This is a genomic window from Paraburkholderia sp. LEh10 (assembly GCF_017814945.1).
Classification (GTDB): domain Bacteria; phylum Pseudomonadota; class Gammaproteobacteria; order Burkholderiales; family Burkholderiaceae; genus Paraburkholderia.
This window is the reverse complement of record NZ_JAGIPX010000020.1, coordinates 70,588-93,010: the sequence shown is the minus strand read 5'-3', so window position 1 is coordinate 93,010 and position 22,423 is coordinate 70,588. Positions and strand designations below refer to the sequence as shown.

The window sequence follows — 22,423 nt, the reverse complement described above, 5'->3', positions numbered from 1 at the left end:
GCCCGCAACAGCGACGCCTCTTCGCTGTGGTTATCGTCGCGGATCGCGGTCCTGGATCCGTCCGACGGCAACATGACGGGCGGGCGGTTCGCGCGGCCCGCGCCAATTACGACGGCGACACCCACTTGAAATCGACGGGCGATCCGAGATCGATCCGCTTCGGATTCGCTTCCAGTAGGCCGCTCTGCCGATCGCGGCGGAAAACATAAGCCGCGTCGCTGTTCTGGTTGCCGACGATCAGCCATTGCCCCGTCGGATCGATCGAGAACTCTCGCGGCGCTTTTCCGAGACTCGACTGACGCCCTACTTCCCGGAGATGGCCGTTGGCAGGGTCGACCGCGTAGATCAGGATCTCGTTCGCATCGCCCCGGTTGCTAGCGTAGACAAAGCGGCCATCCGGCGACAAATGGATCGCGGCCGCCCCGACTTGACCCTTGAAGCCCGGCTTCGTCATCGGCACGACCTGAAGTTGGGTGAGCTTGCCGTCGTCGTAGCGGAACACGATGACGGTCGCCGTCAACTCGTTCGTCAGGTAGGCGTATTTGCCGTCGGCGCCGAACACGAGATGGCGCGGCCCCGAGCCGGCCTTCATCTCGGTGTAGCGCTGCTGCGTCGGGCCGAACAGGCCGCGGCTGCCATCGGGCGTGTAGCGGTACGAATACAGCTTGTCCGTGCCGAGATCCTGTGCGAACAGATACTTGCCGTCCGGCGAAAACACCGTCGAATGCACGTGCGCATTGTCCTGGCGCCCCTTCACGGGTCCGCCGCCATCGTGATGCACCGTCAGCACGGACGGACCCACGCGGCCGTCCGCTTGCAGCGGAAACACGGCGAAACTGCCGCCGGGATTCGCCGCGACCGAATAGTTGGCCGTCGTCAGATATTTGCCATCGGGCGAAATGCTCAGATAACACGGGTCGTTGCCGTCCGACGACACGCGGTTCAAGAACGTCAATTGCCCGCTCTTCGCATCGAAGCTGAAGGCGCTGATGCCGCCGCGCTGATCGGCGGGCCGGTTGTCGCCGGGCTGCTCGTTCACGGAATACACATAGCGGCCATCGCGCGACGCGAGCACGTACGACGGATTGTCCGTCTTCGCCGACGATACTTGCGTCGCATCGCCCGACTTCGTGTCGAAGCGGTACACATAGATGCCTTCGCTTTTCGGTCCCGTGTACGTGCCGACGATCAGATCGTAGACGCCATCGGCGGGCACGGCGGCCGTGCCTTGAGCAAAGGCCTGCGGAGCGGCAAACGAGGCAATCGATACCATGAGTGTCAAACCTCTTATTATCGAACGTAGAGATGGGCTTGCCCGGTGGCGGGATGACCCGGCCGGCAGGCAACGATGCAACCGGCAATTGAAAGACTCTGGCACGACATGCGCTACGGCTCGTGTACGGCGCTGCATGACGACCTCCTCGCGAAACGGTTATTCGGATCGTGTGTGTCGCTGGTCTGCCGCGCGGCGCGATCGTAGCGTGCCGTTATAGCCATCCACCCGTAATCGCCCCGTGATGGACCCGTGACGGATGCATGACGGCGGCCGCTGGCGCGCTGCGCGCGTCGTCGATGTGATGGTTGGGCAAGTATAGAAGCGCTGCGTGCGTTTCGCCCAGTCCCACGGGCGAACGCGAGTGATCCGCAGGTTGTCTCCTGCAGCCGTCCATTCGAACAATGGAGTCGCCATGAACATCCACATCACCCTTGGCCCGCTCGTCGCGCTGATCGCCGGCATTCTCATCCTGATCGTGCCGCGTTTGCTGAACTACATCGTCGCGCTGTATCTGATCATCATCGGGGTGATCGGGCTGTTCGGCGTCGGAGGCTCCGCGCATTTCTGACGCATGCGCGAGTTCGTCGGCGAGCGGCGTTGGGCCGCTGCCGTGAAGGCGAACGCGCGGGGCGCCTTGCGCCGTCCGCGAATGGGTGCATGCGGGATGCGTGCGGGGTCCGTGCGCGTCGCCGCGCTGCGCAACGACGTCTCGCTGCGTCAGCCGTTCGAAAGCTGTTCGAGACGCCACCGCCCCTGCAGCGACAGGCCACCGACGGCATAATGTCCGTCGGCTTCCCTATAGCGCTTGAAGCAGGCACGTTCGATCAGAAACGCTGCGGCCGTTTCCATCCCGTTGCGTGAAATGCCGAGCGTGCGGAAGTCGAGTGGAAGAAGCGAGTCGTCAGGCAATTGACTCGCGGCGGAGAGAATCGTGATGCAGTCGGATTTCGACGGGTTCAGCATGGCTTATCCTCGAAAACGGCACCGTAGCTGCATGCTGCAACACCGGGCGCCGGTGGGCTGCTATTCGTCGGAGTTCACGTTCAAATCCGATTGTAAGCAGGCAAAACTCGGATTGCCAATACCCCTGACGCGCGCAGATGTGCGAACCAAAACGCACCGCGCGAGTCGGGTAACAATGACGCGCGCGTTCCGTTCGGCGCCGCACGAAGGCGCACTTATTACACGCTGACCAATCGCAAGACCATGCCCGCATTGATCGAAGACTATGCACTCATCGGCGACGGCCATTCGGCCGCGCTCGTCTCTCGTGATGGTTCCGTCGACTGGCTATGCTGGCCGCGTTTCGATTCGGGCGCGTGCTTCGCCGCGCTGCTCGGCACCGAGGACAACGGCCGCTGGCTGATCGCGCCGGCGCAAGACGAACGCGCTGACGACGCTGGCGGCGACACGCGGAGCGCGCCGCCCGATTCGTCACCCGAGCCTTCGCGAGAAGAGCAGCGCGCGAAGACCAACGCGAAGCCCGTGCCGCGCCAGGCCGCTGCGCCCACCACGCGCGCCAGCCGAAGAGACGATGTGGCGGACGACCCGAAAGCAGCCACGGGAACCCGCGACGCCACGCCGCAGAAAAAACCCGGCTTCGCGCGCGCGGCGCGCCGCCGTTATCGCGGCGAGACGCTGATTCTCGAAACCGACTTCGAAACGCCCGACGGCGCCGTCACGCTGATCGACTTCATGCCGCCCGGCAACGGCTGGTCGGAGATGATCCGCATCGTCGTCGGCAGGCGCGGCACCGTGAAGATGCGCATGGAACTGGTGCTGCGCTTCGACTATGGCTTCTCGATTCCGTGGGTCAGCCGGCTCACGCACGAGAGCGGCATCAAGGCGATCGCCGGCCCGGACACCGTCGCGCTGCGCACGCCCGTCGACCTGCGCGGCGAGAACATGAAGACGGTCGCCGAATTCACCGTGTCGGAAGGCGAGCGCGTGCCGTTCTCACTCACCTACTCCGAATCGCATTTGCGCATCCCGCCCACGCGCGATCCGCATACGGCGCTCGCCCGTACCGAGAACCATTGGCTCGAATGGTCGGCGCGCGGCACCGTCGAGGGGCGCTACGCGCCCGCGATACGCCGCTCGTTGCTGACACTGAAGGCGCTCGCCTACGAGCCGACGGGCGGCATCGTCGCCGCGCCGACCACGTCGCTGCCCGAGAAGGTCGGCGGCGCGCGCAACTGGGACTACCGTTACGTGTGGCTGCGCGACGCGACCATCACGCTGCTCGCGATGATGCGCGGCGGCTACTACGACGAAGCGCGCGCATGGCGTTCGTGGCTCGGCCGCGTGATGGCGGGTTCGCCCGAGCAGTTGCAGATCATGTACGGGCTCGCGGGCGAACGGCGTCTGCCCGAATTCGAGATTGACTGGCTGCCTGGCTACGAGAACTCGAAGCCGGTGCGCATCGGCAACAACGCGGTCGGGCAGTTGCAGCTCGACGTCTACGGCGAAGTGATGAACGCGCTGCATCTGGCGCGCGTCGGCGGCTTGCAGGCCGACGAGACCGCCTGGAACGTGCAATGTGCGATGCTCAGGCATCTCGAAACGATCTGGCAGGAGCGCGACGAAGGCATCTGGGAAACGCGCGGCGGCCGTCAGCATTTCACGTTCTCGAAGGTGATGGCGTGGGTCGCGTTCGACCGCGCGATCAAGTCGGCGGTAGCGTTCGATCTGCCCGCGCCGCTCGATCACTGGTATGCGGTGCGCGCGCAAATTCACGCGGATGTATGCGCAAAAAGCTGGAACCCGCAACTCAACGCGTTCACGCAGACGTACGGCGGCGACGAGCTCGACGCGAGCGTGCTGCTGATGCCGCTGCTCGGCTTCCTGCCGCCCTCGGACCCGCGCATCGCGGGCACCGTCAACGCAATCGAGAAGGATCTGATGCACGACGGCTTCGTCATGCGCTACCGCACGACGGAGTTCGACGACGGCCTGCCGCCGGGCGAAGGAACATTTCTCGCGTGCAGCTTCTGGATGGTCGACAACCTCGCGCTGCAGGGCCGCGTCGAAGAAGCGCGCGCGATGTACGAACGATTATTGTCGCTCGCCAATGACGTCGGCCTGCTCGCGGAGGAATATGATCCCGCTTCCGGGCGGCTTGTCGGGAATTTTCCACAAGGGTTTTCCCATGTGGCGCTGGTGCATACGGGATTGAATCTGATGAAGCACGAGCAGGCGATGGCGAGCGCGGCCGGCCAGCCTCCACATGACGGACAAGGCGGCCAGCCGCCCGCTGGCACGTCCGATGCTGATGTCGAATCATCACCCGTCGTCTAAAGAAACGGGACGATTTGACGATGACATGGATATGACGTCTACGCGTGCGCAAGCGCACTGTTGTTGCATTGCACAAATCATATGCCTTCTATATCATCAAGTCGACGGGACGCGCGATAATCGTCGCCACCAACAACACACGTAACCAGAAACGGCCCGCCTCGTCGCGGCGCGTCAAAACACGCTGCCCTGCGCGAACCGCTATAACGCCGGAGCCCCCATGCTCTATCAATTCCATGAATTCCAGCGGGCACTTTTGAGCCCGCTCACCGCCTGGGCTCAGGCTGCCTCGAAATCGTTTGCGAACCCGGCCAGTCCGCTAGCCTACGTGCCAGGTGCGACGCGCCTGTCCGCCGGCTACGAATTGCTGTACCGACTCGGCAAGGACTACGAGAAGCCCGAGTTCAACCTGCATCAGATCGTCAAGGATGGGCGCAACATTCCCATCGTCGAGCAGACGATCGTCGAAAAGCCGTTTTGCCGGCTGTTGCGCTTCAAGCGCTATTCCGACGACAGCGAAGCCGTCACGCAGCTGAAGGAAGAGCCCATCGTGCTGGTATGCGCGCCGCTGTCGGGCCACCATTCGACGCTGCTGCGCGACACCGTGAGCACGCTGCTGCAAGACCATAAGGTGTACATCACGGACTGGATCGACGCGCGCATGGTGCCGCTCGAAGACGGCCCGTTCAATCTGGACGATTACATCGCGTACATCCAGGAGTTCGTCCGCCACATCGGCGCGAAGAATCTGCATGTGATCTCGGTCTGCCAGCCGACCGTCCCCGTGCTCGCCGCCATTTCCCTGATGGCAAGCCGCGGCGAGGACACGCCGCGCACGATGACGATGATGGGCGGCCCGATCGACGCCCGCAAGAGTCCCACGTCCGTCAACTCGCTCGCAACGCAGCACTCGATCGAATGGTTCGAGAACAACGTGATCTACAACGTGCCGCCGAACTATCCGGGCTTCGGCCGCAAGGTGTACCCGGGCTTTCTGCAGCACACGGGCTTTGTCGCAATGAATCCGGAACGCCACGCCGCCTCGCACTGGGACTTCTATCAAAGCCTTTTGCGCGGCGACGAAGAAGACGCGGAAGCGCACCGCCGTTTTTATGACGAATACAACGCGGTGCTCGACATGGCCGCCGAGTACTATCTGCAGACCATCAAGGTCGTGTTCCAGGAGTTCCGTCTCGCCGAGGGCACGTGGGAAGTGAGCGGCGAGCTGGTGCGCCCGCAGGACATCAGGAAGACAGCCCTCTTCACGATCGAAGGCGAGCTCGACGACATCTCCGGCAGCGGCCAGACGCGCGCCGCGCATGAACTGTGCACGGGCATTCCGGAGAAGAACCGCCGCCACTTCACGGCGGAAAAGTGCGGGCACTACGGCATCTTCTCGGGCCGCCGCTGGCGCACGATCATCTATCCGCAGTTGCGCGACTTCATCCTCGAGCACAGCTCGAAGACGACGCGCAAGACGGAAGAGCGCGTCGAAGCGTAAGCGCTGCGCGGGGCAGCGGGCGCACCGTAAGGTTGCGCCTGCATCCGCTGGCGGCGCCGCAACGCGCACACATACGAAAACGGCCTCTTGCGAGGCCGTTTTTCTTTCATGTCGAGCGCGAACCTAGCGGCGCATCAGATACGCGAGCAGGATCTCGGTGTTCATCTGGATCACTTCGCTGCGCTCGGCGGGTGCGCTGAAATCGCGGCCGAGCGTCGCTTCGAGCGTGAAGCGGTTGGACACGATGTAGTAGCCCATGCCCGACAGCGTCACGTAAAAGCGCAGCGGATCGACATTCGTGCGAAACAGCCCCGCGCGCTGGCCACGCTCGAGTATCGAGCCTAGCGTGGCGACGATCGGCGAGATCATTTCGCGGATTCGCGTGGACTTTTGCATATAGCGTGCCTCGTGCAGATTCTCGTTGTTCACGAGCCTCAGCAGTTCGGGATGGTCGCGATAGTAGTCCCACACGAAATGCGCGAGCCGCGTCACGGCCTCAACAGGCGCAACGCCTGCGAGATCGAGCGTGCGCTCGGCTTCCGTGAGCGCGCTGAACGCGTGTTCGAGGACTGCGGTGAAAAGCTGCTCCTTGCTACCGAAGTAGTAGTAGAGCATGCGTTCATTGGTCTCCGCGCGGCGGGCAATTTGATCGACGCGTGCGCCGAACAACCCACCATTCGCAAACTCTTCGGCCGCCGCGAGCAGGATGCGGCGACGGGTGCCTTCAGGATCTCTTTTGATTTTCGGCTGATTCATGGTGGCATGTGCTTCGTGAGCCGCGTAATCCGGATCGCTCGCCGTCCAGTTGCCTGGCCATGCAACGGCGGCGCTGCGCGGGCTGGTTGGTGGGAACACCCTCCTGCGGTCATACAAAAAAGCGTTTTGATTATGGCACATGCTTCAGTAATAACAACTGGGGAAATCGGCGATAATGTGTTTTTGACCGATCGCCGATCACGCTGGCTGGGTCGCCGGCCAGATTCAGCTTTCCGGCACGGTTTGCGCACTGTCAGCTGGCACGCGTCATGCCTGTTTGAATGGCGCAGCAGCATCCAAATGAACCGCGAGCATCCGTCCGTCAGTGACGGGCAGCAGCACGTCCCCACGCCTCGACCGTGACACAGTCCAAAACACTCGCCGATCAGATCGAAGATCTGCTTCCCCAGACGCAATGTACGAAGTGCGGCTACCCCGATTGCCGTGCCTACGCCGAAGCAATTGCAAACGGCAACGCCAACTACAACCAGTGTCCGCCTGGCGGCGCCGAAGGCATCGTGCGGCTCGCCAGCTTGCTCGGCAAGCCCGTGATCCCGCTCAATCCGGCGAACGGCGTCGAGCGGCCGCGCCCCGTCGCGTTCATCGATGAGAACCTGTGCATCGGCTGTACGCTGTGCATGCAGGCTTGTCCTGTCGATGCCATCGTCGGTGCGCCGAAGCAGATGCACACGATGGTCGCCGAGCTGTGCACGGGCTGCGACCTGTGCGTGCCGCCCTGCCCCGTCGACTGTATCGCGATGATTCCCGTCACGGGCGACAAGACAGGCTGGGACGCATGGAGCCAGCAGCAGGCCGACGCCGCGCGCGCACGCCACGACCGTCGCCGCGCGCGGCTCGCGGCGGAACGCGAGGCTGCCGAAGCACGCGCCGCGGCGCGGCGCGCATCGGCGGCAAGTGGCGGCTCTGAGCCGACACACGAAACGTCTGAAGCATCGTCGGCGAGCGCGCCTCCTCCCGCCCCCGCCGACGACGCCGCAGCGAAAAAACGCGCGATCATCCAGGCCGCGCTCGAACGTGCGCGCAAGAAGAAAGAGGAAAACGCAGAGCAGGGCTTCGGGCCGAAGAATACGACGAACGTCAGCGCTGAAACGCAGGCGCAAATTGACGAGGCCGAATCGCGCCGTCGTCGGCTTGGCATCACAAACGGCAATTCCGAATCAGCGCCCAAGCAAGACGACGATCAACGTAAAAAGTCCTAACTCGCCGCATGAACGCGAATAAACGACGCGCGATCTACGAGACGCTTCAGAGCCTGAATCCGCATCCGACGACGGAACTCGAGTACTCGACGCCATTCGAATTGCTGCTCGCGGTGATGTTGTCGGCGCAAGCAACGGATGTCTCCGTGAACAAGGCGATGCGCCGGATGTTTCCCATCGCGAACACGCCGCAGAAGGTATTCGACCTCGGCGAAGAAGGCGTCGCCGACTACATCAAGACGATCGGTCTCTATCGCACGAAAGCGAAGAATGTGATCGCGACGTGCCGCATCCTGCTCGACCAGTATGGCGGCGAAGTGCCCGCCGATCGCGAGGCGCTGGAGAGTCTGCCGGGCGTCGGACGCAAGACCGCGAACGTGGTGCTGAACACGGCGTTCGGCCAACCGACCATCGCCGTCGATACGCACATCTTTCGGGTTGCCAATCGAACGGGACTCGCGCCCGGCAAGGATGTCCGCGCCGTTGAGCTCGCGCTGGAAAAATTCACGCCCGCCGAATTCCGCCACGATGCGCATCATTGGCTGATCCTGCATGGACGCTATGTGTGCAAGGCGCGCCGGCCCGAATGCTGGCATTGCGTGATCGAGCCGCTGTGCGAGTTCAGGCAGAAGACGCCGCCGCCCGATCTTTGATGTGCGCCAAGGTCTGCGTTTTTGCGGGACGGGTTCGCAAACCCTGAACCGCACCGCTCGTGCCCGTGCTGCCCGTCAGCGAGGCCTCGGGCCACGGCGTAAAATGAACCCTCGCGCATAAAGTCCCCGCCCGGCGGCCGCCACGCGCGCTGCGCGATCCACGGCTCGCACCCAGGCCCCATCTGTTTTCACCGTACGAAGTCCATCGATGTTCAATCCCAGCCGCGACGAAGTCCGCCGTTTTTTCACCGACACCTGGCGCAAGCAGCGCGCCGGTGACATCCTGACGCCGCTCGAAGCAATCGCCGCCGACTGGATCATCGAGCACCCCGAGTATCACGCCGATCTCACGGACCCCGACGCGGCCTCGGCGCAGGACTATTCGCCTGAGCGCGGACAGACCAATCCGTTCCTGCATCTGTCGATGCATCTCGCCATCAGCGAACAGTTGTCGATCGATCAGCCGCCCGGCATTCGCGCCGCGCACGACCGGCTCGCCGCGCGCCTCGGCTCGACGCACGACGCGCAGCACGCGATCATGGAATGCCTCGGCGAAACGATCTGGGAAGCGCAGCGTACCAACACGCCGCCCGACACGGACGCCTACCTGCAGCGTATCGAGCGCCGCGCGTCGCGCGACTGACGCATCGAACGCGTCGCGCGTCGCATTCAGAACGATCACGCGAAAAAAGTCGTCGCATGAAAACAGACACCCCGCCGGGGCGGGGTGTCTGTCGAGATCCGTCGGGCAAAATGAAGCGGCTTATTTCTTCTGCACGAGATCGCCGTTCAGCGATTCGATGTATGCGGCGAGGTCCTTCATGTCGCTTTGCGACAGGCTTTGCACCTGCGCCTGCATGATCGCGTTGTTGCGGCCGAGTTGCGGATTGCCGTTACCCATCTGATACTGGCGCAGCGCCCAGTAAATGTAGTCGGCATGCTGCCCCGCGAGCTTCGGATATTCCGGGCTTACCGGCTTGTTCAGGTTCGGGCCGTGGCAAGCCGCGCAGTTGTGGCTCTCGGAAAGCACCTTGCCGTTGCCGGCATCCGCCGCGCGCGCCGCGTTCGACGCGACGACCAAACCGGCCAGCGCGAGCGTCGCGCATGCAGCCTTGACCACCGTATGAAGTGCGTGGGGGTGCTTCTTCATGAATTCTCCTTGTCGACGGCAGTCGGCGCTTTAGCGCTTACTGCCATCCCATGCAACCGGTTGCGCCCGCGAATTGGATGAACAAATGACTCGTGCGTGCCGCAACGACGATCACTTGTCGGGGTTGTTCTTCGATGTGGCAGTCTGCGATGCGTAGTACGCGGCGATGTCAGCGATGTCCTGGTCGGACAGCGACACCGCGATCGCGCGCATCGTGTCGAAATGGCGGTCGCCCTTCTTGTATGCGTGCAGCGCGTTTTCGATATAGGTCTGATTCTGGCCGCCCAGCATCGGCACCCGATAGACCTCGGGGTAAGCCGTACGATAGTCGGGAATACCGTGACAGCCGATGCACATCGCGACCTTGCCCTGGCCCGCCTTGGCATTGCCCACGATATCCGCTGCCTGCGCAGTGACCGCCGAAGTTGCCGCAAATCCCGCGAGCACCGACATCGCTGCGATCACGACATGTTTGCCGACGAATTTGTTCATAGCTCTTATAACCTGGCTTGAGGGGGAACGGGCGCCCAAAAAGGCAACGGCCTGCGCCATTGTTCTTCTTGGGTAGCCACGCAGGCCAAAAAAATCGGCCCAATTGTACCGCGACGCCGCGCCGGACGTCCACCGGACGGGTGTCCGCGCCCTTTGCCGCCAATCCGCCGCGAGGCAAGGCGCACGCATGTGCAGCGGCGCTGCCTGCCACATCTGGCGCGCACCCGGGCGCGGCAGATTGCCGCATGCTCAAAGCGGCAGCTGTTTAGCGTTTCCGGCACCCGCGCCCATCTTTCTGAGCACTTCAGGCGCACTTCCGCCGCGTTTCCGTCAGCGCGACCCGACACACAGGCCGACGTGCCGACCGACCGCCCGAATACGCACAGCAAGCATCGTACGGCGCGGCTGACACCATACGTGAGCCCAATTCGGCACAACAGGGCTTCTGACTTATACTGGAATTTTTCCCGAACGAGCGTCCAGTCATGCGTTTCGAAGGCTCATCGCAATACGTCGCCACCGACGACCTCAAGCTCGCGGTCAACGCCGCCATGACGCTCAAGCGTCCCCTTCTGATCAAGGGCGAGCCGGGCACCGGCAAGACGATGCTCGCGGAGGAAGTCGCGGCGGCCCTCGGCATGCCGCTTCTGCAGTGGCACATCAAGTCGACGACGAAGGCGCAACAGGGCCTGTACGAGTACGACGCCGTCTCGCGTTTGCGCGATTCGCAACTGGGCGACGAGCGGGTGAAAGACATCAGCAACTACATCGTGAAGGGCGTGCTGTGGCAGGCGTTCGAGTCGGACCAGCAGGCGGTGCTGCTGATCGACGAAATCGACAAGGCCGACATCGAATTCCCGAACGATCTGCTGCGCGAACTCGACCGCATGGAGTTCTACGTGTACGAGACGCGCGAACTCGTGAAAGCGAAGCACCGGCCGCTCGTCATCATCACGTCGAACAACGAGAAGGAATTGCCCGACGCGTTCCTGCGCCGCTGTTTCTTCCACTACATCAAGTTCCCCGACCCGTCGACGATGCAGCAGATCGTCGAAGTCCACTATCCGGGCATCAAGCAGGACCTGCTGCGCGCGGCGATGGAAAGCTTCTTCGAATTGCGCAACGTGTCGGGTCTCAAGAAGAAGCCGTCCACGTCCGAACTGCTCGACTGGCTCAAGCTCCTGCTCGCCGAGGATATTCCGCCCGAAGCGTTGCGTTCGAAGGATCAGAAGCAGATCGTGCCGCCGCTGCACGGCGCGCTGCTGAAAAACGAACAGGACGTGGGCCTCTTCGAGCGGCTCGTGTTCATGAATCGCAACAACCGTTGATCGGCGGCTGACAACGCGCCGACAAAGACATCAGCGGACACCCGCGCGACACACCCCGGAGACCACGGCATGCTGATCGATTTTTTCTACACGCTGCGAGCCGCGAAGCTGCCCGTTTCCGTGAAGGAATATCTGACGCTGCTCGAAGCGTTGAAGGAAAGCGTGATACGGCCGTCGCTGGACGACTTCTACTACCTCGCGCGGATGACGCTCGTGAAGGACGAGCAGTACTTCGACAAGTTCGATCAGGCGTTCAGCGCGTATTTCAACGGCGTCGCGCAAAAGGCCGATCTTGCGCTCGACGTGCCGCTCGACTGGCTGAAAAAGAAGCTGCAACGCGATCTGACGCCAGAAGAAAAAGCGCAGATCGAAAAGATGGGCGGCCTCGACAAACTGATGGAGCGCCTGAAAGAACTCTTCGACGAACAGAAAGGCCGTCACGAAGGCGGCAACCGCTGGATCGGCACGGGCGGCACGTCGCCGTTCGGCAATGGCGGCTACAACCCGGAAGGCATCCGCATCGGCGGTGAGACGTCGGGTAGCCGTACGGCCGTGAAAGTGTGGGACCAGCGCGCATATCGCGACTACGACGATCAGGTCGAAATCGGCACGCGCAACATCAAGGTGGCGCTGCGCCGGCTGCGCCGGTTCGCGCGCGAAGGCGCAGCCGAGGAACTCGATCTGCCCGACACGATTCGCAGCACGGCCGCAAACGCCGGCTGGCTCGACCTGAAAATGGTCCCCGAGCGGCACAACAATGTGAAGGTGCTGATGCTGCTTGATGTCGGCGGCTCGATGGACGATCACATCAGGCGCACGGAGGAGCTGTTCTCGGCCGCGAAAGCCGAATTCAAGCACCTCGAGTTTTACTACTTCCACAACTGCGTGTACGACTTCCTGTGGAAGAACAACCGTCGCCGCCACGTCGAGCGGATTGCAACGTGGGACATGCTGCACAAGTTCACGCCCGACTACAAGCTGCTCTTCGTCGGCGACGCGACGATGAGCCCGTACGAAGTGCTGCAACCGGGCGGCTCCGTCGAGTACAACAACGCAGAAGCGGGCGCCGTATGGCTGCGGCGCCTCGCCGATCATTTCCCGCATCACGCGTGGCTGAACCCCGAGCCGGAAGGCTTGTGGGAGTATCGGCAGTCGGTTTCCGTCATACGCGAGGTGCTCGGCCACCGGATGTATCCCCTCACGCTCGCCGGCCTCGAAACCGCGATGCGCATGCTAAGCAAGTAAGACCCCGGCCATTCGGCCCGGTACCGCACCGCGCCGCGCCCGCCGTGCGAAAGCGGGCGCCGGCGGCCCGTCTGGCGTCGCGCTCGCCGCGCGCAAAAGGCGCGTGATACACCCAATAACGCAATACAACAGACACGCAGCATGACATCCCCTTCTTCCCCCGATTTCTCTCCCGCCCGCGCGCCGCTGCAGCCTTTCGCCGACACGTCGCTGTCGGCGCTCGTCGCCGGTTTTGTCGCGATGATGACGGGCTATACGAGCTCGCTCGTGCTGATGTTTCAGGCAGGCCGCGCCGCGCATCTCACCGATGCGCAGATTTCGTCGTGGATCTGGGCGCTGTCGATGGGCATGGCGCTGGGCACGATCGGCCTGTCGCTGCGCTTTCGCGCGCCCATCGTGGTCGCGTGGTCGACGCCCGGCGCGGCGCTGCTCGTGTCGTCGCTGCCGCACGTCGCGTATCCCGAAGCGATCGGCGCATTCGTCGTGTGCGCGCTGCTGCTGACGCTGGTCGGACTGACGGGCTGGTTCGACACACTGATGAAGAAGATTCCCGCCGGCATCGCGGCGGCGCTGCTGGCGGGCATCCTGTTCGAAATCGGCATCGAGATATTCCGCGCCGCGCAATTCCAGACGGCGCTCGTGCTGGCGATGTTCTTCACCTATCTGGCGATCAAGCGCCTTGCGCCGCGCTACGCGATTCCCGCGACGCTCGTCGTCGGCACGGCCGTTGCAGGCGCGCTCGGCCTGCTCGATTTCAGCCGCTTTCACGTCGCGCTCGCCGCGCCCGTGCTGACGATGCCGTCGTTCTCGCTGGCGGCTGTCGTCAGCATCGGCATTCCGCTTTTCGTCGTCGCGATGGCGTCGCAGAACGTACCGGGCATCGCCGTGCTGCGCGCAGACGGCTACCAGACGCCATCGGCGCCGCTGATCGCGACGACGGGGGTCGCCTCGCTGCTGCTCGCGCCGTTCGGCTCGCATGGCGTGAACCTCGCGGCGATCACGGCCGCGATCTGCACGGGCCGCGAAGCGCATGAAGACAGGACGAGACGCTATATGGCGGCCGTCTGGTGCGGCGTGTTCTGTCTGGTCGCGGGCATCTTCGGCGCGACGATCGCCGCGCTGTTCGGCTCGCTGCCGAAGGCGCTGGTGGTGTCTGTCGCCGCGCTCGCGCTGTTCGGCTCGATCATGAGCGGCCTTACGAACGCGATGCAGGACGCGCGGCAACGGGAAGCAGCGCTCGTCACTTTCATGGTGACGTCGTCGGGGCTCACGCTGCTGTCGATCGGGTCCGCGTTCTGGGGACTCGTCGCAGGACTGGTGACGCATGTCGTGCTGAACGCGCGGCGCGCATGATGCTGCAAGTCCGGCGCGCCCGCGCCGAAAGCGCACGAGCGCGCATGCGCAAACGAGGCACGAGCCGACGGCGCAACGCGCATGACCGCCCGGCGCGAACGGACGGGCGGGCGCCCCTGTCAAACCAGCGTCAATCAATCCGCCATAGAATAGAAGTATCGGGCGGCGTTCCACGGTAAGCTTTCCGGTTGCAACGTGGACACTGCGGATGACGTTCGCCAGGCCGTGCAGTTCAGTCGTGACGGCATCGCGCGGCATCATCATTTCCTGGACCATGGCGCGCGTGCGCCTCGAAGCGAAGGCTCGACATGACTACTGCACTCGATCAACTCAAGCAATACACCACGGTCGTCGCGGACACCGGGGACTTCCAGCAACTCGCGCAATACAAGCCGCAGGACGCGACGACGAATCCGTCGCTGGTCCTGAAGGCCGTGCAGAAGGACGAATACAAGCCGCTGCTCGAAAAGACCGTGCGCGATCACGCATCGAAACCCGTCGGCGCGATCATCGACCACCTGCTCATCGCCTTCGGCACCGAAATCCTGAAGATCGTGCCGGGCCGCGTGTCGACGGAAGTCGACGCGCGCCTGTCGTTCGACACGAAAGCGTCGATCGACAAGGCGCATGAACTCATCAAGCTGTACGAAGCGCAAGGCATTGGCCGCGAGCGCGTGCTGATCAAGCTCGCGTCGACGTGGGAAGGCATCCGCGCCGCCGAAGTCCTGCAGAAGGACGGCATCAGGTGCAACATGACACTGCTGTTCTCGCTCGCGCAAGCCGTCGCCGCGGCGGAAGCGGGCGCGCAACTGATTTCGCCGTTCGTCGGCCGCATCTACGACTGGTACAAGAAGAACGCGGGCAGCAACTGGGACGAAGCGCGCGACGGCGGCGCGAACGATCCGGGCGTGCAATCGGTGCGCCGCATCTATGCGTACTACAAGAAGTTCGGCTACCCGACGGAAGTGATGGGCGCGAGCTTCCGCACCACGAGCCAGATTCTCGAACTGGCGGGTTGCGATCTGCTGACGATCAGCCCGGACCTGCTGCAAAAGCTGCACGACAGCACGGACAAGGTCGAGCGCAAGCTGTCGCCGGAAGCGAGCAAGAACGCGGAGATCGCCCGCGTGCCGACGGACGAGCCGTCGTTCCGCTTCCTCGTCAACGACGAAGCGATGGCCACCGAAAAGCTCTCCGAAGGTATTCGCGTGTTCGCCGCAGATGCGATCAAGCTCGAGAAGGTGATCGAAGGGCTGCGTTAAGCGTCCTCCGTAGCGATTGCCAGATCAGCAGGCAAGCGCGCGCGGCCCGCAAGGGCGCGCGCGCTTTTTTGCGTGCTCGTCGCCCGCCCTTTTCTTCTGCAATCTTTTCTCAATCCGTAAGCGCGCTGCCGGTGCGCGGCACCTTCTACTTCGGTCAACACAGTTTCACATCCGATGCGGCAGCGGCGACTACAATCGTTCGCACGTATTCGTTCCATTGCAGTCGATGATTGCATCGTTCGCATGGAACGATGTGTCAATTGAAAGGAGGCATCGATGCAAATCCAACCCTATCTGTTTTTCAATGGCCGTTGCGAAGAGGCGCTGAAGTTCTACGGCGAGAAGCTCGGTGCGCAAGTGCTGTTCCAGATGCGTTTCAAGGACGCGCCGCCGAATCCCGAGCAGCCCATCCGTCCCGGCACCGAAGAAAAGATCATGCACGCAAGCGTCCGGATCGGCTCGACGGAACTGATGGCGTCGGACGGCAATTGCGACGGCCAGGCGGCGACGCACGCGGGCTACAGCCTGTCGATCACCGTCGACGATCCGTCGCAAGGCGAAAAGACCTTTAACGCGATTTCAGAAGGCGGCAACGTCATGATGCCGTGGCAGGCGACGTTCTGGAGCAGCGGCTTCGGCATGGCCGTCGACCGGTTCGGCGTGATGTGGATGGTCACCAACCCGCACGAAGGCGACAAGCACCCGAGCTGATACGCGGATCAGCTCGCGGGCGCGCCGCCTTCGATATTCCACTTCGGCTCCGCGCCTGCCAGCAACGCGCGCATGCGCTCGACCTGCTCCGCGAATCGCTGTGCGAGCCAGTATGGCCCCTGAAGATCAGGGGCCATTTCTTTGCACGAGCGCGGCGCGCCCTGCTCATCCGCTGCGAACCGCCCGCCCATTCCGGAATCGGCACGCGTCGCAGCCTCGACCGATGAACCGGACACAGCGACCGCATCCGGCATCCGGAAATGCGTCGCGCCCGCGAAACGCAATGCGCGCGCCGTGGCGAGCAGCGTCATGCGCACGGCATTCGCTTCCGCTGCGCACTGCTGCGCGAACGCATCACGCAACTCCGCGTGCGCGAGCGTGCCCGTCGACAGCATTTCGAGCGCGCTCAACATCGAACGGTGCAGGCGCTGGATCTCGTCGAGCTGGCCGATGGGAAGGTCGATCTCCTTCGCCACCGACGGCATCAGCGAGCGCAACTGCACGAGGCGTTTGCCCATGCGGATAAACGCGGCGAGCTGCTCGTCGCTGCCGATGGGCACGCCCGTCATCATCCGCGTATAGAGGCGCGCGCATTCGCGCAGGTTGTCCGCGAGCAGATAGCGCCATGAATAGGTCGCGTGCAACGGCAAAGCAAACGAAAACGCGAGCGCGATCACGATGCCGATCAGCACGTTCAACGTGCGCCACAGGCCCGTATCGATCATGTTGTCGCCGTGGCCGGCGACGATGCACATCGTAATCGCCGTCAGCAGCGCGACGTAACCCGCCGTGCCGATCGCGAACCATGCGCACACGCCGGCGATCAGCGACATCAGCACATAGGTGAGCGGCAGCGAATCGAACAGGTTCTGCTGCAGGATCAGCGCGAGCCCGAGCGTGGCGCCGAGCAACGTGCCCGCCGCGCGCTCGGCCGCCTTCTTGCGGATGTTGCCGTGATGCTGCAGCCCGCCGATCACGACGAGCAGCGTCACCGACGACCAGATGCCATGCGGAATATCGATGCCCGTCGTCGCGAGGATCGACACGAGCATTGCCAGGCCGACGCGCAGGCTATGAAAGAGCTTCGCGTGCCGGTAACGGTAGAACGGCGACGTAACGGCTCGCACGATGCGTCCGACCCGCGTGCGGCGCGGCGCGAGGCGCGCGGTGACAGCGTCGTTCGAGCCCGGCGGCGTGCCGGCGCGCTTGCCAGGTGGATTCGGTTGCGGGTCGGCGAGAGCCATCGGTTATCTCGGTTGGTTCGGCGTGCGAGCCGTCGGACGTGCGAAGCGCCATCCCACGAGCATAAACGATGCGCGGATCGAGTGTCGTATTGGGCGGCATGCGTGCGCGTCCTGTGTCCATTTCCTGCATCCCGATTGCGCATGCCGCCGCGCCAACAAAAAAGCCCGCAGCGTCTGCTGCGGGCTTCGTATCAGGCGGAGAACCGCCTGGCGGGATCAGGTTTCCTGCACGTCCAGATAGTCTTCCGGACGCGTGCGGTCTTCGGCGTGCTTCATGCCCGCCGCTCGCACCGCGAGGCTGACGACGATCGACACGACGAGGTTGACGATCAGCGACCACACGGCCGCATAGCCCGGAATCGCGAAGCCGCCGATATGGATCGTGTAGATCGAGCCCGCAAGCTTCAGCGAGATCGCCATCCATGTGCCGACGGCAATGCCGACGGCCCAGCCGAGCAGCAGACCGCGATAGTCGAGCATGCGCGTGTACAGGCCGAGCACGATCGCGGGCAGCGTCTGGATGATCCAGATGCCGCCGAGCAGTTGCAGCTGGATCGCGTACGTGAGCGGCAGGCCCAGAATGAACGCCACGGCGCCGACCTTCACGATCAGCGACACCAGCTTCGCGATGTTGGTCTCCTGCTCATGCGACATGTTGCGGTTGACGAACTCCTTGTGGATGTTGCGCGTGTACAGGTTCGCCGCTGCGATCGACATGATCGCGGCGGGCACCAGCGCGCCGATGCCGATCGCCGCGAACGCGACGCCGACGAACCACGACGGGAAGTAATGCAGGAACAGCGCCGGCACCGCGAAGTTCGGGCCGAAGGCCTTGAAGTACGGCGCAAACTCCGGCATGTCCTTCACGCCCGCGGCGAGCGCCATGAAGCCGAGCAGCGCGAGCAGGCCGAGCACCAGCGAGTACGCGGGCAGCATCGCCATGTTGCGGCGGATCGTGTTGCCCGACGACGAGGACAGAATCGCCGTGACCGAGTGCGGATACAGGAAGAGGGCAAGCGCCGATCCCATGGCCAACGTCGCGTACGCGCTATAGCCGTTGAGACTCGACACGTCCGGCGCCTTGAGCAGCAACTTGGCGGGCGGCACTGCGCCGAAGATATGGCCGAAGCCGCCCAGTTGCGGCGGAATCACGATGACCGCGGCGGCGATCGTGATGTAGATCAGCACGTCCTTGACGACGGCGATCATCGCCGGCGCGCGCAGACCCGACGTGTACGTGTAGGCGGCGAGAATCGCGAACGCGATGATCAGCGGCAGATCGCCGACGAAGCCCTTCGTGTCGAAGCCGAGCGCGCCGATCACCACTTCGATGCCGACCAGTTGCAGCGCGATGTACGGCATCGTCGCGACGATGCCCGTCACGGCGACGGCGAGCGCGAGCATGCGGCTGCCGTAGCGCGCGCTGACGAAGTCGGCGGACGTCACGAAGCCTTGACGCTTCGCGATGCTCCACAGCTTCGGGAACACGACGAACGCAAACGGATAGATGAGGATCGTATAAGGCAGCGCGAAGAAGCCCGTCGCGCCCGCGCCGAACACGAGCGCCGGCACGGCGATGAACGTGTAGGCGGTGTACAGGTCGCCACCCAGCAGGAACCACGTGACGATCGTGCCGAAGCGCCGGCCGCCGAGGCCCCACTCTTCCAGATGCGCGAGATCGCCGCGACGCCAGTGCGCGGCAATGAAGCCGAGAATCGTGACACCGATGAAAAATAGAACGAAAACAAAAGTTGCGACTGCGTTCATTGCGCGCCTCCCTTCGAGCGCGTCTTTGTCTTGAAGTACACGACGGCCGTGATCACTGCACTGATCAACACCCACAGGAGCTGATACCAGTAGAAGAACGGGAAGTCGAACAGTTGCGGTTCGATCTTGTTGTAGGACGGCACCCAGATCATCGCGATCCAGGGCAACAGCAATAGCCACAGCCAGTGCTTGCTGGCCTTGGTGGCGTCGGCGTCGTGAGCCATGACGTCTCCTCTTTCCTTTTATTGAATTGTGTCCCGCGTCTGGCGGGCAGATGGACCCGGCTACGGATAGCAGCCTGGGCGCCCCGAAAGCATCGAAAGAGTATCGGAGTGGCGAACGACCGGTCAAGCAGGGCTGACCCTAAACGCCATGGTGTTGTCAATAGGCGAAACGTCGCGCAGTGTGGGACCTGACACTAAAGCGCGACCATCGGCTGCTTCGTTGGGACGAGTGATGCTGCGGCGCCGGCTGATGCTGCGCCGGCTGGCGCAACGGCGGGCCACCGCGCCGGCGTTGCACCAGCGGGCGGCTTGAAGGACCGGTATCGATGCGTCAGATCGAGAACGTCGCGCTCTGGCCCGTCGATTCCTGCAGACCCTTGATCCACTTACGCGCGGGCAACGCGAGTTGCGCTTCGATCAGCTTTGCGCGCTCCTGAAGCTGCTTGAACGGCACATCGATCGCGGGGCCGGAAAAGGCAACCGCGATGCGGTTGCCGTCGTGCACTTCGGGCAAGGCGACCACACGTGAGTCGAAGGCTTCGTTCAGGCGCTTCATGTTGCGCACGAAGCTCGGATGATCGCCGAACAGGTTGATCGTCGCGACCCCCGCCTGCGTCAGGCACGCGCGCGCCGCTCGATAAAAGGCGACGCTGTCGAGGACCGGGCCACGCGCCGTCGCATCGTACAGATCGATCTGCAACGCGCCGATCGTGCCGTGATTCGCGCGGTCGTTGACGAATTCCCATGCATCGGTTTCGTTCACGGTGAGGCGCGCGTCGTCGGCGGGCAGGCCGAACATCGTGCGCGCGGCGATCACGACAGCAGGATTCAACTCGACGGCTTCGACCTGTGCGCGCTTCAGGAAGCGATGCGCGAACTTCGTCAGCGAGCCGGTGCCGAGTCCGAGTTGCACGATGCGCTCAGGCGTTTCCAGGAACAGCAGCCAGCACATCATCTGCTGCGCGTATTCGAGTTCGATGTGCTCGGGCTTCGACAGACGCATCGCGCCTTGCACCCATTCCGTGCCGAAGTGCAGATAGCGCACGCCGCGCTCTTCCGAGAACGTGACGGGCGCAAAGCGCGGCTTGCGCGGCGCTTCGATCGTCGAGGCTTTTGCGCGGTCCGCGAAGTCGTCGTCGCCGTGCTCGCGCGAGGCGCGCGTTTTCGCGCGCGAGATTTTTTGCTTCGATCCAGCGGATTGCTGACTGCGGAAAGCACGCGCCTCGGCCGAAGCGCGCTTGATCAGTTTCGTCATGTAAGGATGTCGCGCCACAGGCGCAATTTTTGGTCGAACGAGAGCATAGCATTGGCGGGGCTGGAGGACGGCAGCACCAGCGTCTCATAGCCCGCTGCCGCAATCACAGGCGCAAACCGCCCCGCCGTCTTGCCGTTGAAGCAGACCTTCGCAAGCTTCGGCGCGTACTCGCGCAACGACGCGAAGTCGTTCGGCGTCGCGTTGCGGATCGCCGCGTCGAGACTGCCCTCACGCGTGCACGCGGCCAGCACGTCCCACACGCCGATGCCATGCTTCAGCACGCGCTCGAGGCGCGTCGGGTAATCGAGTTCGGGAAGCGGCTCACCCGTCACCGCGCCGAGCAAACGCCAGAACTGGTTGCGCGGATGCGCGTAGTACTGCGTCGCCGCCAGCGACGCCTCGCCGGGAAAGCTGCCGAGTATCAGCGTATGGGTGCTCTCGGCGACGACGGGTGGAAAGCCGCGCAGCATCAGCGTGCCTCTGCCTGCTTGCCCGCGCCCTTTGCTTCGCGGCGCGCATGGGCGTCGGCGCGCGACGCCGTGTGATCGAGCGCCTGCCCGTGGTCGCGCGGCACGGACTGCGCGGCGTGCCGATGGCCGCGCGCGGCAAGACATGTCCACAGCGCGGGCAGCATGCATTCGGTGACCATCAGCGGCGCGCCGTAGCGCTCGAACACAGAGCGCCGCGCCGCCAGCGCATGGACGCGCGCGTCAGCCGTTGCGTTCGACGCCACCCCGTACAACGGATGCCGCGCCGTCACCCGGCGGCTCACCAGCGACGAGCGCGCCACGCTGCTGTCGCTGTACAGCAGTTCGGCTAGCGGACGCGTGCGCAAACGCCGCATCGCCTGCCATACGCCCGTGCTCGCGGCGAGCGGCGCGACGCTATGCGCGGCGACGAACGGCGTGCCGTCCACCGACAACACCACTTCGCGCACCCACACAGGCGTGCGCGGCGCGATGCCGAGCGCCGCGTATTCGTCGTCGAAAGGCAAGTCGACGGCCTCGCGCGTCACTCGCACGGTCACCGCGCCGAGCGTGCGCAAATGCGCGGTCAACGAACCACCGCGCGTGAGCCAGTCTTTCTGATCGGGCGAGAACCCTGGAAGGGGCGCGACGCGCCAGTGGGCGTCGGCTGCATCGAAACGGATAGGCATGGGCCGCATTATAGGGCGCGCCGCATGTCGGCCGCTTCGTGCCCGAAATTTCCTGACTGACTCGCGGACCGATCCAACGCGCAGTTCGGACCGCGCTGCTTTCGCTGCCGCTCGACGCCGTTGAAGATAGTCGGCGAGCCCATCCGCTCATTCATCCATCAACCGCCAAGGAGGTTCGCATGACCGCTGACGACAAAGCCACATCGGATCGCATCGCACATCTCGCCGCTGTCGTGATGAGGCAGCCGGCCGCATCGAAGACCGAAAAAGAACTTGCCGGCTCCGCACTCGCGCAGCACCACACGTCAAAACACACGAGCGTGGCAATCGGCAAGGTGGCCGGGCATGTGCTCACCGACAGGCAAGCGTCCGCCGAAGCGAAAGAACTGGCTGGCTCGGTGCTCGCGCAGGTGCGCAAGTTCAATGGCGCCTCACCACAGCGCTGATATAGCGCCAACACAGCGCCGCGCCACGCGACGCATACGAAAAAAAAGCGCTGCCGAAGCAGCGCATTTTTGATTCGTTACTGCGAC

The 22,423-nt window shown here is 63.7% G+C and carries 23 protein-coding genes; 12 read left to right on the top strand and 11 right to left on the bottom strand.

Features of this window, described 5'->3' with window-relative positions; all coding sequences use genetic code 11:
• Nucleotides 1-106: 106 nt before the first annotated feature.
• Nucleotides 107-1,264 carry a lactonase family protein gene (locus J8I87_RS18475; protein ID WP_209933181.1) on the bottom strand — a complete coding sequence of 386 codons (1,158 nt, stop codon included), beginning with the start codon at nt 1,262-1,264 and terminating at the stop codon, nt 107-109.
• A gap of 424 nt (nt 1,265-1,688) precedes the next feature.
• Between J8I87_RS18475 and J8I87_RS18470 the strand changes: the two genes are divergently transcribed.
• Nucleotides 1,689-1,844, top strand: coding sequence for a DUF3096 domain-containing protein (locus J8I87_RS18470; protein WP_209933135.1), 156 nt, complete (start codon nt 1,689-1,691; stop codon nt 1,842-1,844).
• 149 nt (nt 1,845-1,993) lie between these two features.
• Here J8I87_RS18470 and J8I87_RS18465 read toward each other — a convergent pair whose 3' ends face one another.
• Nucleotides 1,994-2,239, bottom strand: coding sequence for a hypothetical protein (locus J8I87_RS18465; RefSeq protein WP_209933133.1), 246 nt, complete (start codon nt 2,237-2,239; stop codon nt 1,994-1,996).
• 243 nt (nt 2,240-2,482) lie between these two features.
• On the opposite strand from J8I87_RS18465, the gene J8I87_RS18460 reads away from it, so the two are divergent.
• Nucleotides 2,483-4,573, top strand: coding sequence for a glycoside hydrolase family 15 protein (locus J8I87_RS18460; RefSeq protein ID WP_209933132.1), 2,091 nt, complete (start codon nt 2,483-2,485; stop codon nt 4,571-4,573).
• A gap of 220 nt (nt 4,574-4,793) precedes the next feature.
• Complete coding sequence (locus tag J8I87_RS18455; RefSeq protein ID WP_209933131.1) at nt 4,794-6,074, top strand: polyhydroxyalkanoate depolymerase; 1,281 nt, start codon at nt 4,794-4,796, stop codon at nt 6,072-6,074.
• Between the two features lie 123 nt (nt 6,075-6,197).
• On the opposite strand, the gene J8I87_RS18450 is transcribed toward J8I87_RS18455, so the two are convergent.
• The gene (locus J8I87_RS18450; protein WP_209933130.1) at nt 6,198-6,830 is read right to left on the bottom strand and encodes a TetR/AcrR family transcriptional regulator; all 633 of its coding nucleotides are present in this window, start codon (nt 6,828-6,830) and stop codon (nt 6,198-6,200) included.
• Nucleotides 6,831-7,189: 359 nt separating this feature from the next.
• Between J8I87_RS18450 and rsxB the strand changes: the two genes are divergently transcribed.
• The 3 genes from rsxB to J8I87_RS18435 all read left to right on the top strand — a co-directional run bounded on the left by rsxB (nt 7,190) and on the right by J8I87_RS18435 (nt 9,346).
• Entirely contained in the window at nt 7,190-8,050 is an 861-nt protein-coding gene (gene rsxB, locus J8I87_RS18445; protein ID WP_209933129.1) for an electron transport complex subunit RsxB, read from the top strand.
• 8 nt (nt 8,051-8,058) lie between these two features.
• The gene (nth, locus tag J8I87_RS18440) at nt 8,059-8,703 is read left to right on the top strand and encodes an endonuclease III (RefSeq protein ID WP_209933128.1); all 645 of its coding nucleotides are present in this window, start codon (nt 8,059-8,061) and stop codon (nt 8,701-8,703) included.
• Between the two features lie 208 nt (nt 8,704-8,911).
• Nucleotides 8,912-9,346 (top strand): DUF1841 family protein, encoded by a 435-nt coding sequence (locus tag J8I87_RS18435; RefSeq protein WP_209933127.1) that lies wholly within the window; start codon nt 8,912-8,914, stop codon nt 9,344-9,346.
• Nucleotides 9,347-9,466: 120 nt separating this feature from the next.
• On the opposite strand, the gene J8I87_RS18430 is transcribed toward J8I87_RS18435, so the two are convergent.
• Nucleotides 9,467-9,853: a c-type cytochrome gene (locus J8I87_RS18430; protein WP_209933125.1), complete on the bottom strand. Its 387-nt coding sequence runs from the start codon at nt 9,851-9,853 to the stop codon at nt 9,467-9,469.
• 111 nt (nt 9,854-9,964) lie between these two features.
• A complete protein-coding gene (locus tag J8I87_RS18425; RefSeq protein ID WP_209933124.1) occupies nt 9,965-10,345 on the bottom strand; it encodes a cytochrome c in 381 nt (126 codons plus the stop codon).
• 485 nt (nt 10,346-10,830) lie between these two features.
• On the opposite strand from J8I87_RS18425, the gene J8I87_RS18420 reads away from it, so the two are divergent.
• From J8I87_RS18420 to J8I87_RS18400, 5 genes are all read left to right on the top strand, one after another.
• A complete protein-coding gene (locus J8I87_RS18420; RefSeq protein ID WP_209933123.1) occupies nt 10,831-11,673 on the top strand; it encodes a MoxR family ATPase in 843 nt (280 codons plus the stop codon).
• Between the two features lie 69 nt (nt 11,674-11,742).
• On the top strand, nt 11,743-12,918 hold the full coding sequence (locus J8I87_RS18415) for a VWA domain-containing protein (protein WP_209933121.1): 1,176 nt from the start codon (nt 11,743-11,745) through the stop codon (nt 12,916-12,918).
• A 141-nt stretch (nt 12,919-13,059) separates the two neighbouring features.
• Nucleotides 13,060-14,271: a benzoate/H(+) symporter BenE family transporter gene (locus tag J8I87_RS18410; protein WP_209933120.1), complete on the top strand. Its 1,212-nt coding sequence runs from the start codon at nt 13,060-13,062 to the stop codon at nt 14,269-14,271.
• A 308-nt stretch (nt 14,272-14,579) separates the two neighbouring features.
• Entirely contained in the window at nt 14,580-15,533 is a 954-nt protein-coding gene (tal, locus tag J8I87_RS18405; RefSeq protein WP_209933118.1) for a transaldolase, read from the top strand.
• A gap of 276 nt (nt 15,534-15,809) precedes the next feature.
• Nucleotides 15,810-16,244, top strand: a complete 435-nt coding sequence (locus tag J8I87_RS18400) for a VOC family protein (protein WP_209933117.1) — start codon at nt 15,810-15,812, stop codon at nt 16,242-16,244.
• An 8-nt stretch (nt 16,245-16,252) separates the two neighbouring features.
• Here the strand turns inward: J8I87_RS18400 and J8I87_RS18395 are convergent, their stop codons facing one another.
• The 6 genes from J8I87_RS18395 to J8I87_RS18370 form a co-directional block, all read right to left on the bottom strand.
• On the bottom strand, nt 16,253-17,488 hold the full coding sequence (locus tag J8I87_RS18395) for an FUSC family protein (RefSeq protein WP_209933116.1): 1,236 nt from the start codon (nt 17,486-17,488) through the stop codon (nt 16,253-16,255).
• 216 nt (nt 17,489-17,704) lie between these two features.
• A complete protein-coding gene (mctP, locus tag J8I87_RS18390; protein ID WP_209933115.1) occupies nt 17,705-19,255 on the bottom strand; it encodes a monocarboxylate uptake permease MctP in 1,551 nt (516 codons plus the stop codon).
• On the bottom strand, nt 19,252-19,479 hold the full coding sequence (locus J8I87_RS18385) for a DUF3311 domain-containing protein (protein ID WP_209933114.1): 228 nt from the start codon (nt 19,477-19,479) through the stop codon (nt 19,252-19,254). Before J8I87_RS18385 ends, mctP begins: the two co-directional genes overlap by 4 nt.
• 331 nt (nt 19,480-19,810) lie before the next feature.
• Nucleotides 19,811-20,734 (bottom strand): spermidine synthase, encoded by a 924-nt coding sequence (locus tag J8I87_RS18380; RefSeq protein WP_209933112.1) that lies wholly within the window; start codon nt 20,732-20,734, stop codon nt 19,811-19,813.
• Nucleotides 20,731-21,204 carry a DNA-deoxyinosine glycosylase gene (locus tag J8I87_RS18375; protein WP_209933111.1) on the bottom strand — a complete coding sequence of 158 codons (474 nt, stop codon included), beginning with the start codon at nt 21,202-21,204 and terminating at the stop codon, nt 20,731-20,733. The genes J8I87_RS18380 and J8I87_RS18375 overlap by 4 nt, the downstream gene beginning before the upstream one ends.
• Nucleotides 21,204-21,890, bottom strand: coding sequence for a chorismate lyase (locus J8I87_RS18370; protein WP_209933110.1), 687 nt, complete (start codon nt 21,888-21,890; stop codon nt 21,204-21,206). Before J8I87_RS18370 ends, J8I87_RS18375 begins: the two co-directional genes overlap by 1 nt.
• Nucleotides 21,891-22,069: 179 nt before the next feature.
• On the opposite strand from J8I87_RS18370, the gene J8I87_RS18365 reads away from it, so the two are divergent.
• The gene (locus J8I87_RS18365; RefSeq protein ID WP_209933109.1) at nt 22,070-22,336 is read left to right on the top strand and encodes a hypothetical protein; all 267 of its coding nucleotides are present in this window, start codon (nt 22,070-22,072) and stop codon (nt 22,334-22,336) included.
• The last annotated feature ends 87 nt before the right edge of the window (nt 22,337-22,423 follow it).

Bases quoted from the DNA above. Each gene is read 5' to 3' on its own strand.
- J8I87_RS18400 (WP_209933117.1), top strand. From the start codon at position 15,810: ATGCAAATCCAACCCTATCTGTTTTTCAATGGCCGTTGCGAAGAGGCG.
- J8I87_RS18380 (WP_209933112.1), bottom strand. From the start codon at position 20,734: ATGACGAAACTGATCAAGCGCGCTTCGGCCGAGGCGCGTGCTTTCCGC.
- J8I87_RS18455 (WP_209933131.1), top strand. From the start codon at position 4,794: ATGCTCTATCAATTCCATGAATTCCAGCGGGCACTTTTGAGCCCGCTC.
- J8I87_RS18385 (WP_209933114.1), bottom strand. From the start codon at position 19,479: ATGGCTCACGACGCCGACGCCACCAAGGCCAGCAAGCACTGGCTGTGG.
- J8I87_RS18435 (WP_209933127.1), top strand. From the start codon at position 8,912: ATGTTCAATCCCAGCCGCGACGAAGTCCGCCGTTTTTTCACCGACACC.
- J8I87_RS18450 (WP_209933130.1), bottom strand. From the start codon at position 6,830: ATGAATCAGCCGAAAATCAAAAGAGATCCTGAAGGCACCCGTCGCCGC.
- nth (WP_209933128.1), top strand. From the start codon at position 8,059: ATGAACGCGAATAAACGACGCGCGATCTACGAGACGCTTCAGAGCCTG.
- J8I87_RS18430 (WP_209933125.1), bottom strand. From the start codon at position 9,853: ATGAAGAAGCACCCCCACGCACTTCATACGGTGGTCAAGGCTGCATGC.
- J8I87_RS18425 (WP_209933124.1), bottom strand. From the start codon at position 10,345: ATGAACAAATTCGTCGGCAAACATGTCGTGATCGCAGCGATGTCGGTG.
- J8I87_RS18460 (WP_209933132.1), top strand. From the start codon at position 2,483: ATGCCCGCATTGATCGAAGACTATGCACTCATCGGCGACGGCCATTCG.
- J8I87_RS18370 (WP_209933110.1), bottom strand. From the start codon at position 21,890: ATGCCTATCCGTTTCGATGCAGCCGACGCCCACTGGCGCGTCGCGCCC.
- J8I87_RS18470 (WP_209933135.1), top strand. From the start codon at position 1,689: ATGAACATCCACATCACCCTTGGCCCGCTCGTCGCGCTGATCGCCGGC.
- tal (WP_209933118.1), top strand. From the start codon at position 14,580: ATGACTACTGCACTCGATCAACTCAAGCAATACACCACGGTCGTCGCG.
- J8I87_RS18465 (WP_209933133.1), bottom strand. From the start codon at position 2,239: ATGCTGAACCCGTCGAAATCCGACTGCATCACGATTCTCTCCGCCGCG.
- J8I87_RS18420 (WP_209933123.1), top strand. From the start codon at position 10,831: ATGCGTTTCGAAGGCTCATCGCAATACGTCGCCACCGACGACCTCAAG.
- J8I87_RS18375 (WP_209933111.1), bottom strand. From the start codon at position 21,204: ATGCTGCGCGGCTTTCCACCCGTCGTCGCCGAGAGCACCCATACGCTG.
- J8I87_RS18365 (WP_209933109.1), top strand. From the start codon at position 22,070: ATGACCGCTGACGACAAAGCCACATCGGATCGCATCGCACATCTCGCC.
- J8I87_RS18415 (WP_209933121.1), top strand. From the start codon at position 11,743: ATGCTGATCGATTTTTTCTACACGCTGCGAGCCGCGAAGCTGCCCGTT.
- mctP (WP_209933115.1), bottom strand. From the start codon at position 19,255: ATGAACGCAGTCGCAACTTTTGTTTTCGTTCTATTTTTCATCGGTGTC.
- J8I87_RS18395 (WP_209933116.1), bottom strand. From the start codon at position 17,488: ATGGCTCTCGCCGACCCGCAACCGAATCCACCTGGCAAGCGCGCCGGC.
- J8I87_RS18410 (WP_209933120.1), top strand. From the start codon at position 13,060: ATGACATCCCCTTCTTCCCCCGATTTCTCTCCCGCCCGCGCGCCGCTG.